The organism is Gracilimonas sp., from assembly GCF_040218225.1.
In the GTDB taxonomy this organism is placed as follows: Bacteria; Bacteroidota; Rhodothermia; order Balneolales; family Balneolaceae; genus Gracilimonas.
This window is the reverse complement of record NZ_JAVJQO010000008.1, coordinates 471,718-491,236: the sequence shown is the minus strand read 5'-3', so window position 1 is coordinate 491,236 and position 19,519 is coordinate 471,718. Positions and strand designations below refer to the sequence as shown.

Here is a 19,519-nt window from a genome sequence, read left to right as displayed (position 1 = left end):
GGTTTACAAAATTATCCGGCTAATGTCTTAATCTTAATCTTATGAATCAAATTATAATTGTATCGCCAAAAAAATATTCATCAGTAGCAGTTTTACAAAGAGATTTCAATAGTGAACATTCTAAATTCTTGATTTATTGAGTTTTTAAAGCTTAATTCGAAACGACATATATATGTAGTGTAGCTTAAATAAAAATTCATTAACTCTTGTTTACTTAATTTTTAAATAATCCAGACTTATGGCGAAGAAGAAAACCGAAAAGGTACCCGAATTCTATAATTACTTAAATATACCTATTGATGTTTACCATAAAGTGGGTGCCGCAAGGCGAAACGGAATAGGCAAATTAAAAGGATCTGCTCCCAGTGAAAGAGAGTCAAGAATACCAGCAAGCGGTGGTAGTATTTCCTATGATTCTGTGGGAGAAGCAAGCCCAAAAGAAGAATATAAATTGATTATAGATACGGATGGAATACCATCTAAATTAAATTCCATGGGGCAGAATATAGAAGGTATTCAGGTTGGCCTTGGCTCTACATTTAAAGAAAAGATCCATCACATAGAGACTGTGAAATTCAGTAGCGGATATCGCATGATTATTCACTTTAAAAAATCTCCTTTCGATGGTATTGGCCCTGATGAGCACGTGGATCCGCAAGTTAAGCATCCGGATGGATTTGGATAATCGCAAGGCAAGTAAATGCCTTCTTTACTTAGTTTTTGCACTCATTCCTGTTTTTGGTTTTGGGCAGGGGTTTCCCTCAGTAAAAAATGTAGAAATCCCTGATTATACCGGCAGCAAACAGATTTGGGCCATAAGTCAGGATACCAATGGCATTATGCTTTTTGGAAATTCATCCGGTCTTTTGAAATACGATGGGGTGAAGTGGGAGTTTTTACATCCCCCGGTAAATTACGTAATCAGAACTCTATTTTTGTCCTCAGAGGGAAGTGTCTATTATGGTGGAGAGAATGATTTTGGTGTTATTAAACCGGATTCACTCAATAGAATAAAACTTGTTTCCCTATTTGAGAATGATGCCAATACTGATATAGGTGAAGTTTGGGATATCATAGAGTATAAGGATGCGATTTATTTTCAAAGTAATTCTTTTGTATTCCGGTTTGCCGGGGATTCTTTAACGGCTATTGAATCGGATAGCCGATTGAGAAGGCTTCATATTTTTAAGGACACACTGGTTACTTTTAAAGAAGGTGCAGGGATGGTTGAGGTCAGGGAAAAAGAATTATCCTTACTGCCCGGCGGTTCTTTTTTTTCAGACGACTTGCCTTATATCTTAGAGAAAACCGGGGGAGAATATCACTTTTTGTCGAGAGGAAAAGGCGTTAGCTTTTATAAAAATGGAAGCTTTCAAAGCACCCGTGCAGAACAGTATCAAAGAATAATTACCAGCAATCCTTATCGATCTGCAAAGAAGTCAGGTCAAGATTCAAGTTACACAGTAGCATCACTCTCAGGTGGTATTCTGATTTTAGATGATGAAGCCAATATCTATTCTCAAATAAATTCAAACAATGGGTTGAGTACAAATATTGCCTATGAAGTTTTCTACGATACGGAAAACACACTTTGGGCGGGCTTGGAAGGTGCAATAAACAAAGTAGTTTCGAACAATGGTCTGGTTCAAATTGACGATAGGCTGTCTTTTTCAGGTTCGGTAACCTCTATCGAAAAGTATAACGACCGTTTCTATATAGGTTCTACAGAAGGACTTTTTGTTTTTGATACCAAGCAAGCCTTGTTAAAAGCAGAGGAGAGATTCTCCAGAATATACGACATGCAGGTTCATGATAATAAGCTATACCTGGCAACTCCTGAGGGTGTCCACTTTTATGAGGGTAATGTGCTCAGTGAAACAGATATAGATGAGGTTCTGAAGTTTAGAGTATCAGGTGATTCTGAGCTTTTTTTTATAAAGACAAAAGGGATTATCAGTTTCTCTGATATACAAGAATCTGAAGAAATTATTTTTGCTGACCTATCAGTAAGCGATGTCGCTGTTTTTCAGAATTATATGTGGCTATTGGATGGAAGGGGAATTGTTTTAAAATATGATGGAAATAAAGTCATTGAACAATACAATTTAGAGGCTGAAAATACCCCTGAATTTCTAAAGGTAATAGATCAAAGACTATACTTAGGAACGGCATCAGGGTTGATGTTTTATGACCAACAAACGAATTCTTTTGAACGTGATAACAAATTTAATGACAGGGCTGTCTCAGAAACGCAGGTATCGATATTTGAGAAGTGTTCGGATAATGTAATATGGGTTAGAAATAACAGAAAAGTAAAAAAAGCAATCTTCGAAAGTGGCATATGGAGAACGTATGAGACACCTTTTCAACTTATTGGTCTTGATGAAAGTATTTTTGAAATAAAATGTTTTGACAATCAGATATGGTTTGGTGGAGTTGGTGCAGTCTATGTCTATAGAGAAGATGAGAATTCAGTACAGAATACAGATACCAGGTTTAAAACAAACATAAGCCAGGTATTGGTAAAAAATGATTCGCTGATCTACGGAGGCTATGGAGATCTTAAAAATCCTATTTCACTTTCTTATGCCAATAATGAAGTTCGTTTTAATTACGCTGCAGCCAGTTATGTTAGTCCTGAGCATAATTCTTATCAGGTTAAATTAGAGGGGTTTGACAAAGAATGGAGTAATTGGACTTCAGAAACCCAGAAGGATTATACCAATATACCGGAAGGGCAGTACACCTTTTTGGTAAGGAGCAAAAATGTATATAATGTTGCCGGACAAATGGATTCGTTTTCATTCCAGGTTTTACCCCCATGGTATCGAACCTGGTGGGCATATATACTTTATACAATCGTGATTTCAAGTATTCTATATGCAGTATACAAAATCAGGATTAACCAGATTTTGCGGGTACAGCGCATCCGGAATAATATTGCCAGCGACCTGCATGATGAAGTCAGTGCAACGCTTAGCAGCATCAGCTATTTTGCGGAGGCCATAAAAAGCGATCGCCTGAAAGAAGATAAAAGCCGGTTTGTAGATTTAATTGCCAATAGTGCGGGGGATGCAAAAGAGAAAATTACGGATATCGTTTGGGCTATTAATCCTGAGCATGATGATTGGCAGAATTTCCTCTCTAAATGCAGGCGTTTTGCTTCAGACCTACTGGAAAGTAAAGAAATAGAGTACAGCCTCAAGATTGATGAGTTTATACCCGGTAAGCTTGATATGCAACTTAGACAGCATCTGTGGTTAATTTTTAAAGAAATGGTGACTAATGCCGTTCGGCACTCAAAAGCCACTCAGCTTGATGTGATTATGAAGTATGAAGATGGTGACTTAAAACTGGTAATACAGGATAATGGTGAAGGTATGGATGTGGATATAGTAAGAAAGGGGAACGGGTTAGTAAATATTCACAAGCGTGCTGAACAACTCAATGCCAATATTTCACTCAAGACATCCGAAGGTTTTGGCACCCGCTGGATGCTCAAAGTTCCTCTTTAGTTTTTAATACCACATAAGCATGTAGTGGGTTTTGAGACGGAACGTTTTATATTTATTACAAGAAATATCTTACAAAGTAACAAAGGCTTATCGTGATAAAAGTTGGAATTATTGAAGACAACGAATACATGAGAGAAGGGTGGGAAACCTTTATCGATCATGAAAGGGATTTAACCGTAATCGGAAGTTTTGGGTCCTGTGAAGAGGCCTTTGAGTCGGATGCAATAAACAAAGTGGATTTGGTAATCATGGATATTGGCCTGCCCGGGATGACAGGAATAGAGGGCGTAAAATACATGCGAGAAAATCATCCTGATGTGAATATTATCATGGCTACCGTACATGATGATGATGACCACATTTTTGATGCCCTGAAAGCAGGGGCGGTTGGGTACCTGATGAAAAAAGTTACACCCGATGAAATGGTGCATGCAATCCGTGATGCCCATGAAGGCGGGTCACCAATCACTCCAAACATTGCCCGCAAAGTAATTGCTACTTTCCAGAAAGCAGCCGACCTGGAAGAAGAACTATCCGAACGGGAAATTGAAATTCTTAAAGAACTGGCAACAGGTCGTTCTTATGCAGCTATTGGTAAAAAAATATTTTTATCGGTAGATGGAGTCCGGCATCACATCCGGAATATTTATCAAAAGCTGGAAGTACACTCTCGCTCCGAAGCAATTGCCAAAGGGATTACCCGGCGTATTATCAGCCCTGATCCGGATTAATTACACGTATTTTGCTAAAACCACATTGTCATGCGGTTAATCTTTGACTCTTGATGCTTAGTTTGCAAACAGTTAGTCCTTCCAGACTAAACTAACCTAAAACAATGAAGCTCCGCCTTTTGATAAAGACGGAGCTTTTTTATTTCACATGCAGTAAAAATATCCCGATATTCAGCGCGAATTTCAGATGTACTAATCACGCAGCTTTTTATGAAAGAATTTATTCGAATCGCATCGGGACAAGGCTTTTGGGGTGACCTGCCAAACGCACCCGTGAATCAGGCTAAAAAAGGCCCCATTGATTATTTGGTGATGGATTACCTGGCTGAAGTAACCATGTCTATCATGCAAAAACAACGCATGAGAAATGCTGAATGGGGATACGCACGCGATTTTGTGAATGTGGTTGAGCAAGTGCTTCCGGAAATTAAAAATGACGGGATAAAAGTAATCAGCAATGCCGGCGGTGTAAACCCAATTGCTTGTAAAGATGAAATTCTGAAAGTGGCCAAAGAGAAAGGTTACACTGGTTTAAAAGTAGCCGTAGTTGATGGAGATGATATTCTCAGCAACATTGATGAACTGATCGCAGATGGTCATCAATTAAAGAATATGGATGATGGCCGGCCAATTTCAGAGATTAAGGATGACCTGCTAAGCGCCAATGTCTATTTCGGATGCCAGCCTATTGTAACAGCTCTTGAAGCCGGAGCCGATGTGATCATCACAGGACGTGTTACAGACACCGGTCTTACTTTGGCGCCAATGATTTATGAATTTGGGTGGAAAGCTGATGATTTTGACAAAATGGCCGTGGGCACTATTGCTGGTCATATCATCGAATGTGGAGCACAGGTATCAGGAGGAAATTTCACCGATTGGGAGAAAGTCGAAGATTTTATTGATATCGGTTTCCCCATTATTGAAGCCTATCCAAATGGTGACTTCTATGTGACCAAACACGAAAATACGGGTGGTTTGGTAAGTGAGATGACGGTTAAGGAGCAGCTGCTTTATGAGATCGGAGATCCGGCTGAATATATTACGCCGGATGTAATTGCTGATTTTACTTCTGTCAAAGTAGAAGAGACCGAAAAGAACCGGGTTAAAGTCACTGGAATTAAAGGACGGCCTGATACACCTACATATAAAGTTTCTGCCAGCTATAATGACGGCTTTAAGCTTTCATCAACTTTGGTATACAGTTGGCCGGATGCCCTGAAAAAAGCAGTAAAAGGTGCAGATATTTTAGAAAAAAGGGCAGAAGCACTTGGGTTGAAATTCAATGAGTTCAATAAAGAGTACATTGGCTATAACGGAAACTCAGAAGCCCCGGTAACGGATGAAGCTCTCAACACAGAATTTGATGAGATACAAATGCGGGTTTCTGTTTCAGGGAAAAGCAAAAATGATTTAAATCGCTTTGGGATGGAAATTGCACCCCTTATCTTAACAGGACCAAGTGGTGTAACTGGTTTTGCCGGTGGCCGCCCCAAAGCAAGTGACGTAGTGGCTTATTGGCCAGCTTTGCTGGATAAGAAAGCGGTGAGCCCTAAAGTCACCATATTTGAAATTGAATAATTAATCATCATCAAAACACAAAACTGATAGTTTTTGTGTAAGAGTTAAAAAAGATAAGAAATGAAGATTGCGGTTATAGGAGCGGGAATCTCGGGATTAACAGCCGGACGAGAATTAGCAAATGCCGGGCATGAAGTAGTAGTGTACGAGAAAAGTGGTGGCTACGGAGGAAGGCTGGCGACACGATATGCGGGTAATAAAAATACCCAAAAGCTTGATCATGGCGTTTCGTTCTTTACAGCAGAAGCTCCTGAGTTCAAAAAACTAATCAGCGAACTTGCGGGTAAAGAGATTATTACAACCTGGGAAGGCAAGTTTGCTAATCGAAACTCGAATGGTAAAATCACTTTTAGAGAAAATGAATCACCATACTACTACGCTCCAAAAGGGATGAATACCATTGGAAAATATCTGGGTCGAAATTTAGATATACGTCTCAATGAAAAAGTGGGCGGCCTGACTCATATCGGTGAAAATCGGCGCAAAAAGAAAAGTTGGATGCTAAACTTTCCAACAGCTCTCACAGAGAGTGCTGATGCCGTTATCATATCAGCTCCTGCACGCCAGGCTTATGCTTTGCTGAATACAACCATAGACGAAATTGAGACATTGAAGCTGGTACGTGAAATCGATGAAGTGGAATATGAATCGCAATTTGCGTTATTGGCCGGCTTTGAAAATGCAGATATGCCGGAATGGAATGCTCTGGATTGTGATGATGATATTATTGAGTTCATCTCCAATGAAAATACAAAGAGGACAGAAGGTAGTGTGAAAACGTTGGTGGTTCACACGACTTCAGAATTTGCGAAACAACATATTCACAGCAATCGGGAAGCTGTTGAAGAATTAATTACAGAACGCCTGACCGAAGTTTTAGGCGGGTGGGCTGCACTTGCTGATTGGAAACAACTACATTTCTGGAGATACAGCCGGGCAATAAATCCACTTCCACATGATTTTATGGAAATAAAAGGAAACGACACACCATTAGCTTTGGTTGGTGCTTATATGAATGGTAACACCGTTGAATCGGCATACCTTTCAGGATTGAAGCTCGGAAAACACTGGGTTAAACAATACGCTGACTAAAAAATCAAATTTAAAGCCATTAAACCGGATAAGGTTTGGGTGCTATAAAGCAACTTAACAAGTACCTGGAAAAGTACAAGGGCACGATGATACTGGGTGCCCTCTTTCTGACTGCATCAAATGCATTCCTTGTGTGGATTCCTGTGCTCATCCGGCAAACCATGGATGAGGTTGAAAGAATGGGAGAGCAGGGTTTTGATGTGCCTTCAAGTATCATCCAAACTCTCTTCACCACTGAAGCTTCAAAGCTTTTAGCCACGAATTCGCTAATCCTGATTGGAGCCGTGGTGATGTACGGAGTCCTCCTTTTTGCAACCCGGCAAACACTGATTGTCACTTCCAGAAGAGTAGAGTTCGATATCCGCAATGATATTGTTGAAAAGCTTATGAAGCTTCCCCAGCGCTATTTTGCAGAGAATTCTTCCGGAGAAACCTATGTACGTGCTACTGAAGATGTGGGGAAAGTTCGTGACTACTACGGACCGGTTATTATGTACAGTATCAACACCATTACAAGAGCTGGTTTTGTGTTAACCATGATGTTTTTAGTGAATCCAGCACTTACTCTATGGGCATTGATTCCACTTCCTCTAATCTCAATTTTTGCTTACTGGATTACCGGCTTTATCCACACTCATTCGACCATCATTCAGGAACAGTATTCTTCATTAGCGGGACGTGCGAAGGAGACCTTCTCTGCTATAAGACTTATTAAGGCATATAATCGCATAGACAACGAACAAAAGCTGTTTGAGGTAGAAAGTGAAAACTATCGCAAGAAAAAGCTTCGTCTGGACATGATCGAGTCTATGTTTCATCCGGCTTTAAACTTTCTGATTGGGATTTCATTGTTGATTGTAATTTGGAAGGGTGGAGAGATGGTTATAGCAGGAACCATCACCGTTGGTAACATCGCCGAATTTTTGATATATGTGGCCTATCTGATTTGGCCGGTTGCAGCTTTAGGATATACAACAAATCGTTTTCAGCGCTCTTTGGCATCATGGAACCGTATTGAAGAATTAATGAATGAGCCAGTTGAAATCAAAAACTCAGAAGAGCAAATAGATCAGGCGGTTGAAGGGCATATTGAGTTTAAAAATGTAGGATTTAAATATCCTGATACAGAAGAGATGGTGCTTCAGAATATCAGTTTTGACATCAAGCCCGGAGAAAATATTGCTATTGTTGGACGAACCGGTTCAGGAAAAACAAGTCTTGTCCAGCTCATACCCCGCCTTTTTGATCCAACAGAAGGAGAAATAAAGCTGGATGGTGTTAACATAAAAAACTGGTCGCTGGGTCGTTTAAGAGAAGCTATCGGTTTTGTTCCTCAGGAAACATTTTTATTTTCTGATACCATTGGAGAAAATATCGCCTTTGGGGTAGATAACGCATCAGAAAGCCAGATTGAAACTGCTGCAGAAAAAGCGCAGGTAAAAGAGAATATTTTGGATTTTGAGAAAAAATTTAAGACTATGCTTGGCGAGAGGGGTATCACATTGTCAGGTGGTCAAAAGCAAAGGACAGCGATAGCAAGAGCACTGATTAAAGACCCCAGAATTTTAATTTTTGATGATTCGCTGAGTGCAGTAGATACAAAAACAGAGGACGCAATTTTAAGACACCTCAGGCAAGAGTTAAGCGGACGTACAACCATCATGATTAGCCATCGGATTTCTACTATTAAAGATGCAGATAAAATCTATTACATTGAAGAAGGACAAATAGTAGAAAAAGGCACCCATGAAGAATTGTTGGCTAAAGATGGCAGGTATACCGCCATGTACAACAAGCAAATACTAGAACAAGAATTGGCAGAAATATAAATAATCAAACGGGGCCAATTGTATGAAAGCAACGCCCCACTAAAGAAACATACATTACGGGAGATCAGAAAAATGATTGTAGTACCTTTAGGAGTAGCTTCGGCAACCCCAACAGCCGTCAGACACTTACCCTCAGTAGCTTTATGGAGAGAAGGAAGTGTATTCCTTTTCGATTGCGGTGAAAATGCTCAAATGCGCATGTTACAGGCAGGAATAAAGCGTTCGAAAATAGAAGCCATTTTTATTTCACATTTTGATGTTGATCACTTTTCAGGCTTGCTTGGCTTATTGGCAACCCTGCAACTTCAACGCCGGGATAAGCCCCTGACTATTGTTGGACCAAAAGGCATAAAAGAATATGTAGAATGGAATCTTAAATTCTCGGAAATCGATCCGGTTTATGAAATCAACTTTCATGAAATTGAGGAAGATATTGAAGTAGACCGCGTATTTGATGCTGACGAGTATTATGTGGAAGCTCGTCCATTAAAACATACAAAGTTTTGCGTCGGTTTCCGGTTCCAGGAAAAAGATCGTCCGGGCAAAGTTGATGCTGAAAAAGCGGAAAAAATGGGCATCTCAAAAGATGAGCAATACAAAGCTCTTAAAGATGGAGAAGATGTCACGCTTGATGACGGAACGGTTGTAAAGTCACACGATATCGTAGGACATCCCCGGCCGGGAGATAGTTTCGCATATGTTACCGATACCGAATATACTCCCAATGCGGTGAAGCTGGCAATGAACACCAACATTCTTTATCACGAGGCAACTTTTGGTAAGGACTTAAATGATAAAGCCAGTGAAACCGGCCATTCTTCAACAGCTGATGCAGCACGTGTGGCTACTGAGGCTCAAACTAAACTGCTTGTTATTGGGCATTTCTCAGCCCGGTATACCAATGCACACGACTTACTGCAAGAGGCGCGTGATGGATTTTATCCGGCATGGCTGGCAAATGAATTAAGACCTATTTTCACTGACCCAACACATGAGCGTGGTATCATAACTCCAAAAGTTGAGCTCAATGAGCTGAATAAAAAATCTGGAGGTAGTGGAGGAAGTAAAAACTACAAAGGACGAAAGAGCAGCAAGGGCGGAGGAAAGAAAAACTTCAGAAGCCGAAAAGGCGGAAGTTCCAGCCGCAGTAAAAGTAGTTCCCGCGGGAACCGAAGCAGCAGCTCAAATCGTTCTGGTAGTGGCAGTAATTATAAGCGCAAGACATATGGTAGCAGCACGTACAGCGCAAATATTAAAGATAAAAAAGATGACTCTGACTCAAACTCAAGGCGGAAGATCACTCCAAGATCTTCCTATGATGACTTTGACAGATTTTAATTAAGATAAGTTTTGAGCAACAAATCAAACTCTGAAGCCGTCGATACCACTCTGATTCGGCGGCTTTATTTTTTTCTAAAACCCTATCGAGGGTATGTACTACTTGCAATAGGGCTTACACTTTCGGCTTCCTACCTGGGGACTATACGCCCTAAGCTTACCCAAATTGCCGTTGATGAATACATCGCTACGGATGATTTTGAAGGTTTATGGTGGATTATCACCTTACTGGCAGGGGCCTTGCTTGGTGAGTTTATATTATTGGTATTCAATACCTACCTGACCCGCTGGTTTGGCCAAAATTCTCTTTATTCCCTCCGTAATACGGTTTTCAAAAAGATCCAGACACTAAACGTTCAGTTCTTTGATAAAAATCCGATTGGGCGTTTAATCACCCGAACCACAAGTGATATCGAAGCCTTAAGTGAGCTTTTATCAGATGGGGTGGTTACGATAATCGGGGATATGTTCCGGATCATTTTTATTCTCTACTTTATGTTTAGTATGAATTGGGAGCTAACACTGGTTACCCTCACAGTTCTTCCCATTCTATTCTATGCCACTTTCTGGTTCAAGGCCAAGGTTCGCGTTACTTTTTTAGAAGTCCGGGACAAAATCGCTCAGCTGAATTCCTTTGTTCAGGAACACATTAACGGGATGGATGTGGTTCAGCTTTTCAACCGGGAGGAGAAGCAGCAAGAGAAGTTTAAGAAAATAAATGCAGGTCATCGTGACGCCTACATCGAAACTATTTTCTACTTTGCTATTTTTTGGCCCATTGTTGAAGTAACCGCCAGTTTGGCTATGGCACTGATTGTTTGGTATGGCGGTGCAAGAGCACTGATGGATGGCGTGACCTTTGGGGTGTTGGTTGCTTTTATTCAGTACGCCCGTCAGTTTTTCCGCCCTATTCAGGGATTGTCTGAAAAGTTTAATACGCTTCAATCGGCACTGGCTTCATCAGAACGGATATTCAGTGTGCTGGATACAGAAACTAAAGTAAAAGAGACGGATAACCCGAAGCAGATTGAAAACCCACAGGGCAAAATTGAATTTGAAAACGTTTGGTTTAAATACAACGAAGATGAAGAATGGATTCTCAAAGACATTTCATTTGTAGCTGAACCCGGAGATGATATTGCTCTTGTAGGAGCTACAGGGGCTGGAAAAACCACTATTATTAACCTTCTGATGAGGTTCTATGATATTCAGGAAGGCAGTATAAAACTGGATGGAGTCGATATCAGGGATTTGACACTCCATGATTTGCGGTCTCATTTTGGTCTGGTTTTACAAGACAATGCGCTATTTTCGGGATCCATTTTTGATAATATTACTTTGGGTCATCCTGGAATAACCAAAGAGCAAGTGATTGGAGCTGCGCATAAGGTAGAAGCCCATCGATTCATCGAAAAACTGCCCGATACGTATGATTATGTTCTTCAGGAAAGAGGAGCATCTTTGTCGATGGGGCAGCGGCAATTGATTTGCTTTGTTCGGGCACTCGTTTACAATCCTGAAATCCTGATATTGGATGAAGCGACTTCTAGTGTGGATTCCGAAACAGAAGCTTTGGTAACAGAGTCGAGCAAACTGATGATGGAAGGAAGAACCTCCATAGTTGTTGCTCATCGACTTTCAACCATCCAGCATGCTGACCGAATTTTAGTAATGCACAAAGGTGAAATCCGTGAGTCTGGCAGCCACCAGGAGCTTATTCTTCAAGAGAAGGGTATTTATAAAAAACTGTACGAACTTCAATACAAAGATCAGCTTGTAACAGGTTGAATTACCTCTCTGTTTTATAAAAATATTTGATGTTTTAACCTGAATGGAACAAGTGAAAATTAAGGCTGTTTATTCTTAATAAATGATTTATTTAGCAAGTAAATCACACTAATATTTTGCATTCGAATTTGTATTTTCTGATAAACAAAAGAGGTAATATTATGGCTGCATCAAAGAAAAATTCAAAGACCAAAAGAGATATCGAAGAGACTATTTATGATACAACTGAGGCTCTTCAAAATAAAGCAGAAGAAACATACGATGTATTACTGGATCGTCTGAAGTATGAGCGGGACGGTCTGGAACGAGAACTTAAGCATGAGTATCGAAATGCCCGAAGATATGTGCGAGCGCACCCTGAACAGGGACTGGGTATTGCCTTTGTAGCCGGGCTATTGATTGGCGCGCTGCTTACTAAAGGCGGTAAATAAAAAATTCAATTACACAGATGGCAATAAATACAGATCACCTAAATGAACTCTACGAGCGAGTGGACGCGCTCAGGGGGTATCTTTGACTACGAAAAAAGAAAAGTCCGAATAATAGAACTTACTGAACAAACCCAGGATCCAAACTTCTGGAACGACCCTGATAAAGCTCAGGCCGTTATGAAAAAGCTAAATCATGAAAAGAGTTTGGTTGAAGGCTGGGATAACCTGAATGATCTCCGGGAAAGCATCAATGTATACCTTGAGTTCCAGGAAATGGGTGAGGATGTTGAGGACGATATCAAAGCTGAGTACAAAAAGCTCGAAAAAGCCCTGGAGGCGATGGAGCTCAAAAATATGCTGAGCGGCCCCGATGACCACCGCGATGCGATTGTGACATTCAATCCTGGTGCCGGTGGAACTGAAAGTCAGGATTGGGGCGAAATGCTATACCGCATGTATACCCGCTGGGCTGATAAAGCAGGCTTCAAAGTTTCCGTGGTCGATTATCAGGATGGCGATGTTGCCGGACTTAAGAGTGCAACTATCGAGGTGCAGGGCGATAATGCCTATGGGTTTTTAAAAGCCGAAAGTGGTGTACACCGCCTTGTTCGTGTTTCTCCATTTGATAGCAATGCCCGCCGGCATACTTCCTTCTGCTCAGTTTTTGTAGCTCCCCTGATTGATGATACGATTGAAGTCAATATCAACGAAAGTGATGTTGAGCTGCAGCGTTTTCACTCAAGTGGTGCTGGTGGTCAGAATGTTAATAAGGTAGAAACAGGAGTTCGGTTAGTGTGGGAAGGGGAACTTTCTGACGGAAGAATCGAACGTGTGGTGGCTGAGTGTCAACAGGAGCGTTCTCAGCTTCAGAACCGTGAAAAAGCCATGGTACTGTTAAAGTCACGAATATATGAGCTTGAAAAAGAGATTCAGGAAGCAGAAAAGGCCAAGCTGGAAGGCTCTAAAAGCAAAAATGAATGGGGATCACAAATCCGCAGCTATGTTTTTGATGACCAACGCGTAAAAGATCACCGCACTAACTACGAAACCAGTGATGTAAGTGGGGTGATGGATGGCGATCTGGACGAATTCATAAAAGCTTATCTCTTACAGGATGCCGAAGTTTAGCTACGATTTCCTCGTGATTGGCAGTGGTATTGCCGGGCTCACCTTCGCGCTGAAGGCAGCTGAACACGGAACCGTAGCAATAGTAACCAAGAAAGAAATGATGGAGGCTAACACCGCCTATGCCCAGGGTGGTATTGCCGGAGTCCTCAACAAACATGATTCTTTCGAAAAGCATATTTCAGATACATTGGATGCAGGTGCAGGGTTATGTAATCAGGAAGCTGTAGAGCTGGTTGTCAAGGAAGGACCACGACTTATTCAGGAATTAATCGATTACGGTGTACAGTTCACCCATAAGAATGGAGAGCTTGATTTAGGCCGGGAAGGAGGTCACTCTGAAAATCGTATTGTGCATGCAGCTGATGCTACCGGCTTTGAGATAGCCTCGGTTATGGTTAATCAGGCTCGGAACCATCCAAATATTGAGATTTTTGAGCACCATTTTGCGATGGAGCTTTTGACGGAGCACCATCTGGGACAAAAAGTTAAAACCCTGGACAAGATCCATTGTTTCGGGGCTTATGTATTAGATGAAAAAGCTGATCAGGTTAAACGGATGCTTGCTAAGGTCACCATTTTGGCATCAGGAGGAGCAGGAGAAGTTTATCTTCATACAACCAATCCACCTGTAGCCACGGGAGATGGCATTGCAATGGCTTATCGGGCTAAAGCCCGGATCGAGAATATGGAGTTTGTTCAGTTTCATCCTACTAGCTTGGCTATTCCTGAAGCTGGTTCATTTCTTATTTCCGAGGCTGTACGTGGTTTTGGAGGAATACTACGGAACTCAGCCGGGGAGGCTTTTATGGAGAAGTACGATAAGCGCAAAGAATTAGCTCCCCGTGATATAGTAGCACGCGCTATCGATGATCAGCTTAAAAAGAGGGGAGATGACCACGTATTTCTCGACGTAATGTATTTAAATGCTGAGGAAGTCAAAGAAGAGTTTCCAACGATTTATGATACTTGTCTTAAATTCGGCATTGATATTACGAAAGATCAGATTCCTGTAGTTCCTGCAACTCATTATACCTGTGGCGGTGTAGCCACAGATTTGGATGGACAAACCACAATAGACCGATTATTTGCCTGTGGTGAAACAGCTTGTACAGGTCTGCATGGGGCAAACCGTCTGGCTTCGAATAGTCTGTTGGAGTCACTTGTTTTTGCTGATCGTGCCTTTCAACGTTCGGTTCAATTTTTTAAAGAGCTGGATTTTAATGAGGATATCCCGGAATGGGATGAAAGCGGTACTGCCAATACCGAAGAGTGGGTGCTGGTTTCTCATAACAGACAGGAACTACGGCAGGTGATGTGGAATTATGTGGGCATTGTACGTAGCGACCTAAGGCTTGAAAGAGCCGCTCGCCGGACTGAATTGCTTTATAAGGAAACAGAAGACTTTTATCACCGAACCAAAGTAAGTGTACCCTTGTGTGAACTACGAAACCTGGTTTGTGTAGGTTATCTGATTGTGAGATCAGCTATGCAACGCAAAGAAAGCCGTGGCCTGCATTATACAACCGACTATCCGGAAACCTCCGAACAGAAAATAACCACAGTGATTTAGACATGATTAGAGTTGGCATCACCGGAGGAATCGGTTCAGGTAAAACCACTTTTTGTAAAGAGTGGGAAAAGCTCGGGGCTTTTGTACTTTATGCGGATGACTTTGCTAAAAAACTGATGCAGGAAGATGAAGAGCTTCGGAAAAAGATCACCAGGACTTTCGGAAAAGAAGCATATGATTCAAAAAATGACCTAAACCGAAAATACCTTGCACAAGAAGCATTTGAGAAGGGCAGGGTCGAAGAATTAAACGAATTGGTCCATCCTGTACTCTGGAAACGGGCAGCAGAACTGGCTGAAGAAAAAGAAAAAGCCGGGCTTGAAATCTTTGCTAAAGAGGCAGCCATTTTGTTGAAAAACGGGCGGTCAAAAGAATTGGACTATGTTATCATTGTGACGGCCGATGAAGATAAACGAATTGAGAGAACTTCAGAACGGGATCAAGCCTCAGTAAAAGAGATACAGAACAGAATGACCAAACAGCCCGATTTTGAATCGTTAACTCATCTTGCTGATTTTGTAGTTTTGAATGATGGTACGATCAATGAGTTAAAGGATAAAGCGAGAGAGATTTACAAAAAGATCAAAATGATGGACTAATTAGAATTTTAAAAAGCAGAAGATTTTTTCTTGAAAACATCCTTATCTTCCAGAAAAGCGCTTCCAAACACATAATAGATCATGGTGAGTACTAAAGAATCAAGATTGGTAACCTTAGAAGAATACATCATTCAATCACAAAACAGGTTTCCAGGGGCAACAGGAGAACTTTCGCAATTACTAAGAGATATAGGTCTGGCAGCCAAGATTATTTCCCGCGAAGTCAATAAAGCAGGAATTACCAATATTCTCGGGTACGACGGGTCAACAAATATTCATGGAGAGTCTGTAAAGAAACTGGATCTTTTCGCAGATCAGCAGCTTATTTCAGCACTCGACAGGTCTTTGATCACCTGCATGGTTATTTCAGAAGAAAATGACGGGGTTGTAAAATTGGGGAGTAAGGGTGGAAAATATATCGTTTATTTGGATCCACTAGATGGTTCATCCAACATTGATGTTAATGTATCTATAGGGAGTATTTTTTCAGTTTATATGAAAGAGCCCCGTTTTGATCCAGCCGTTCGTGAAGAAGATGCCCTGCAGCCCGGCGTCCGTCAGGTAGCTGCTGGATATGTGTTATATGGTTCCAGTACCATTTTAGCATATACAACCGGTTTAGGAGTCTCCATTTTCACCCTCGATCCAAGTATCGGGGAGTTTATTCTTAGTGATCGCGGACTGAAAATGCCGGAACACGGTCCTATTTATAGTATCAATGAAGGCAGCTATAATTCATGGGATTTAGGGCTTAAAAAATACATAAAATACTGTCAGGAGGAAGATCCTGAAACTAATCGTCCGTATTCGGCAAGGTATATAGGTTCTATGGTAGCTGATATTCACCGAACGTTGGTGAAGGGTGGAATCTTTATCTATCCGCACAGCAAAAGGTATCCAAATGGTAAACTGCGACTGATGTACGAATGTAATCCGCTTAGTTTCATTATTGAACAAGCAGGCGGTATGGCTACTGATGGGCATACGCGCATTATGGAATTACAACCTGAATCCATTCACCAGCAAACACCGATTTATATTGGTTCAAAACAGAATGTGCAGACAGTGATGGATTTCCTGGAGGAGTACGCAGCTGTTGAACAGTAGATAAACAGCTGATTTCTTTTCTTCTGATTGATTTGTAATCAAAATAAACTCGATGAGAATTATAGCTATCCAAAAAGAATCCTCGGGATTGTCGAAGAGAGACTTTGTTCCTCATCTGCGGGATGAAGCACGACAAGGTTGGGAATTGTACAAAGAAGGGGTAATCAGGGAAATGTATTTCCGGGCTGATAAACCGGAAGCTGTGCTTATCCTGGAATGTAAAGATGTAGAGGAAGCCCAAGAGAAACTATCGGCGCTGCCTTTGGTTCAAAAAGGGCTGATTTCTTTTGAACTGATTCCCCTGCGACCATATCATGGATACGAGCGCTTGTTTGAAAAAGAATAAGCCGGCTTTAGAAGCGAATTCTCATTCCTTCCTGAATATCATTTGAGATACAATAACCAGCATTGGTTTCTACTACAAATTTTGCAGGTTTATCGGAGGGAAGTTGTTCACTGTTAAAAGGAGTGGTGTTGTGATGAATTCTTACAATAGTGCTGTCCGCATTCACAAAAATGATATCCAGGGGTAAAGGGGTGTTAGCCATATAAAAACTGCGGGGCTGCTCATCAGGGAAAATAAAGAGCATGCCGGCATCAGAAGCCATTTCTTTTACATCCATAAGCCCCTGATTGCGCTCTTCAGGTTCATCTGCAAGTGCTACACTTACCGTAGATATTTCTTTGCCATCGGCAGTTAAGAATTTAACCTCTTTAACTAGATCAAGCTGACGTCCCTTGTTGGTAGTAGGGTTCTTTTCATCAGAGCTTTTCTGTGAACATGAAAAAAACATAATAGAACAAAGGAACAGGCGGAAATAGTATGCTCGGAATGGATATTTCATGAATAGTAAATGTCGTGTTGGAAGATGTACTTTGCTGAGTTTATTTTTTCAGGCAGTCAGGAAATTAACTCCAAAAAGACTTAATCCAAAAATGAATCTATCTTCAATCGTTTTGTTTCATTGAAATTTAGACGAAATAGAGCTACCTTTGGAAAGCAGTGAGCGTCGCAAGGCACTCGCTTTTTTTTGTTTCAGAATTTGATAGAAATGCAATTAGATATCATCCAAAATATTAAGGACTTAGCAGCTCCTCTTACAGAAGAGCACAATTTATTTGTGGTAGATGTGGAATTAAAAACACATTCTGGCCAGACTGAAGTTTGGGTTTTATTGGACACTGAAGAAGGCGGAGTCAATGTTGATCATTGCTCTGAAATAAGTCGTGAACTCGGTTTTTTGATTGAAGCTCATGAGCTTTTTGATAAAAAATATCGTCTGAATGTGTCTTCACCCGGATTGAGCCGTCCGCTTAGCGACAAAAGGCAATACAAAAAAAATGAAGGTCGTGTTGCCACTATCAAATTCAAAAGTACAGACGGTGAGTATAAAAAAATTGAAGGAGTCATCACCGGCATTGAAGACGAAGTAGTTGCTATAACGGACGAAGAGGAAAAAGAAACTCAGATTCCGTTTGAAAACATCGTTGAAACCAAAATAATCCCCGTAATTTAATAAGCTATACTGATGCAAAACGAATTATCAAAACAGATTATCTCCTCGTTTGCCGAAATTGCACACGAGAAAGGCATTGACCGCGATATGCTTCTTTCTATTCTGGAAGATGTTTTTCGCACTATGATTCGCAAAAAATATGAGTCAGACGATGCATTTGAGGTAATCCTGAATGCAGACCGGGGAGAAATACAGATTTTGCACGTTCAGGAAGTAGTTCCTGCTGACGAGCTGACAGACGAAGTAGCTGAAATTACACTGGAAGATGCTCAAAAAGTAGATCCTGATATTGAATTATATGATGAGTTAGCTCAGGAAATACAAATTACTGACTTTGGAAGAAGGGCAGTTACCATGGCTCGACAGCAGTTGGCTCAGCGCATCCGGGAGATTGAAAAAGATAACATTTATGAAGATTACACCGACCGCGTAGGAGAGATTATTCTCGGGGATGTATATCAGGTACGTCATAACAAAGACATTCTTGTAAACCATAATGGTGTTGAACTGTTGCTTCCGAAAAGTGAACAGATTTACAAAGATCGTTATCGCAAAGGGGATACCATCCGTGCTGTTGTTACGGGAGTTCATATGCGTAACGGGAACCCAACGGTTATAATCTCGAGAACATCAGAGTTATTTTTAGAGCGACTATTTGAAAATGAGATACCGGAAGTATTTGACGGTATTATTGAATTGGTGCGCATTGCACGTGCTCCGGGCGATCGTTCCAAAGTTGCGGTTCTCTCACACGATGAACGTGTTGACCCGGTAGGAGCCTGCGTAGGTATGAAGGGAATTCGAATTCATGCCATCGTACGCGAGCTGCAAAATGAGAATATTGATGTAATTAACTTCACCCCAGATAAAATTGAGTTTATCAAACGTGCACTTCAGCCTGCAGAAGTATTAAAGGTTGAATTGAACGAAGAAGCCAAGCACGCCAATGTATTGGTTCCTGCTGATGAAGTATCCAAAGCCATTGGTAAGGGAGGTGTAAATATTCGCCTTGCTTCCAAGCTGGCTGAAGTGGAAATCGATGTTTATCGTGAAGTAGAAGCTGAAGATGATATCGACATCGATGAATTTGAAGTAGATTTCGGTGCGGATGTAATCCAAATGCTTCACGACATCGGCTGCGACACTGCACGCGCAGTACTAGAACTAGATGCAGATGAATTAGTAAGCAGAACGAACGAAGAAATAGATCCCGAGCTTGCTGAGAAGATTATGAGTGTAATTGCCTACGAATTCGAAGACGAGGCTTAAGTCGGCAATTCCATTTAAAAATTC

The 19,519-nt window shown here is 41.1% G+C and carries 17 protein-coding genes; 16 read left to right on the top strand and 1 reads right to left on the bottom strand.

Features of this window, described 5'->3' with window-relative positions; genetic code table 11:
* Window positions 1–238 precede the first annotated feature (238 nt).
* The 14 genes from RIB15_RS13490 (at window position 239) to RIB15_RS13425 (ending at window position 17,055) form a co-directional block, all read left to right on the top strand.
* Complete coding sequence (locus tag RIB15_RS13490; RefSeq protein ID WP_350202693.1) at window positions 239–685, top strand: hypothetical protein; 447 nt, start codon at window positions 239–241, stop codon at window positions 683–685.
* A complete protein-coding gene (locus RIB15_RS13485; protein ID WP_350202692.1) occupies window positions 639–3,515 on the top strand; it encodes a sensor histidine kinase in 2,877 nt (958 codons plus the stop codon). The genes RIB15_RS13490 and RIB15_RS13485 overlap by 47 nt, the downstream gene beginning before the upstream one ends.
* 92 nt (window positions 3,516–3,607) lie before the next feature.
* Window positions 3,608–4,246, top strand: a complete 639-nt coding sequence (locus RIB15_RS13480) for a response regulator transcription factor (RefSeq protein ID WP_350202691.1) — start codon at window positions 3,608–3,610, stop codon at window positions 4,244–4,246.
* Window positions 4,247–4,456: 210 nt separating this feature from the next.
* A complete protein-coding gene (locus tag RIB15_RS13475) occupies window positions 4,457–5,827 on the top strand; it encodes an acyclic terpene utilization AtuA family protein (protein ID WP_350202690.1) in 1,371 nt (456 codons plus the stop codon).
* Between the two features lie 60 nt (window positions 5,828–5,887).
* A complete protein-coding gene (locus RIB15_RS13470) occupies window positions 5,888–6,919 on the top strand; it encodes an NAD(P)/FAD-dependent oxidoreductase (RefSeq protein WP_350202689.1) in 1,032 nt (343 codons plus the stop codon).
* 86 nt (window positions 6,920–7,005) lie between these two features.
* Window positions 7,006–8,748, top strand: a complete 1,743-nt coding sequence (locus tag RIB15_RS13465; protein WP_350202688.1) for an ABC transporter ATP-binding protein — start codon at window positions 7,006–7,008, stop codon at window positions 8,746–8,748.
* A gap of 72 nt (window positions 8,749–8,820) precedes the next feature.
* Window positions 8,821–10,086 carry a ribonuclease Z gene (gene rnz, locus RIB15_RS13460; protein ID WP_350202687.1) on the top strand — a complete coding sequence of 422 codons (1,266 nt, stop codon included), beginning with the start codon at window positions 8,821–8,823 and terminating at the stop codon, window positions 10,084–10,086.
* A 12-nt stretch (window positions 10,087–10,098) separates the two neighbouring features.
* The gene (locus tag RIB15_RS13455; protein ID WP_350202686.1) at window positions 10,099–11,874 is read left to right on the top strand and encodes an ABC transporter ATP-binding protein; all 1,776 of its coding nucleotides are present in this window, start codon (window positions 10,099–10,101) and stop codon (window positions 11,872–11,874) included.
* A gap of 161 nt (window positions 11,875–12,035) precedes the next feature.
* The gene (locus tag RIB15_RS13450) at window positions 12,036–12,305 is read left to right on the top strand and encodes a glycine zipper domain-containing protein (protein ID WP_350202685.1); all 270 of its coding nucleotides are present in this window, start codon (window positions 12,036–12,038) and stop codon (window positions 12,303–12,305) included.
* 17 nt (window positions 12,306–12,322) lie between these two features.
* Window positions 12,323–13,433, top strand: a protein-coding gene (gene prfB, locus RIB15_RS13445) for a peptide chain release factor 2 (RefSeq protein ID WP_350202684.1) whose coding sequence is annotated in 2 segments (ribosomal slippage) — window positions 12,323–12,388 and window positions 12,390–13,433 — 1,110 coding nt in all. Because the reading frame shifts where the segments join, the coding sequence is not laid out codon by codon here.
* Window positions 13,420–15,003, top strand: coding sequence for an L-aspartate oxidase (gene nadB / locus RIB15_RS13440; protein WP_350202683.1), 1,584 nt, complete (start codon window positions 13,420–13,422; stop codon window positions 15,001–15,003). The genes prfB and nadB overlap by 14 nt, the downstream gene beginning before the upstream one ends.
* 2 nt (window positions 15,004–15,005) lie before the next feature.
* Entirely contained in the window at window positions 15,006–15,602 is a 597-nt protein-coding gene (gene coaE, locus RIB15_RS13435; RefSeq protein ID WP_350202682.1) for a dephospho-CoA kinase, read from the top strand.
* Window positions 15,603–15,686: 84 nt separating this feature from the next.
* On the top strand, window positions 15,687–16,709 hold the full coding sequence (gene fbp, locus RIB15_RS13430) for a class 1 fructose-bisphosphatase (protein WP_502881365.1): 1,023 nt from the start codon (window positions 15,687–15,689) through the stop codon (window positions 16,707–16,709).
* Between the two features lie 52 nt (window positions 16,710–16,761).
* Window positions 16,762–17,055 (top strand): superoxide dismutase, encoded by a 294-nt coding sequence (locus RIB15_RS13425; protein ID WP_350202680.1) that lies wholly within the window; start codon window positions 16,762–16,764, stop codon window positions 17,053–17,055.
* Between the two features lie 7 nt (window positions 17,056–17,062).
* Here the strand turns inward: RIB15_RS13425 and RIB15_RS13420 are convergent, their stop codons facing one another.
* Window positions 17,063–17,554 carry a DUF192 domain-containing protein gene (locus tag RIB15_RS13420; RefSeq protein WP_350202679.1) on the bottom strand — a complete coding sequence of 164 codons (492 nt, stop codon included), beginning with the start codon at window positions 17,552–17,554 and terminating at the stop codon, window positions 17,063–17,065.
* A 207-nt stretch (window positions 17,555–17,761) separates the two neighbouring features.
* On the opposite strand from RIB15_RS13420, the gene rimP reads away from it, so the two are divergent.
* Window positions 17,762–18,226, top strand: a complete 465-nt coding sequence (rimP, locus tag RIB15_RS13415) for a ribosome maturation factor RimP (protein WP_350202678.1) — start codon at window positions 17,762–17,764, stop codon at window positions 18,224–18,226.
* 12 nt (window positions 18,227–18,238) lie between these two features.
* Window positions 18,239–19,495 (top strand): transcription termination factor NusA, encoded by a 1,257-nt coding sequence (nusA, locus tag RIB15_RS13410; RefSeq protein WP_350202677.1) that lies wholly within the window; start codon window positions 18,239–18,241, stop codon window positions 19,493–19,495.
* Window positions 19,496–19,519: the final 24 nt, after the last annotated feature.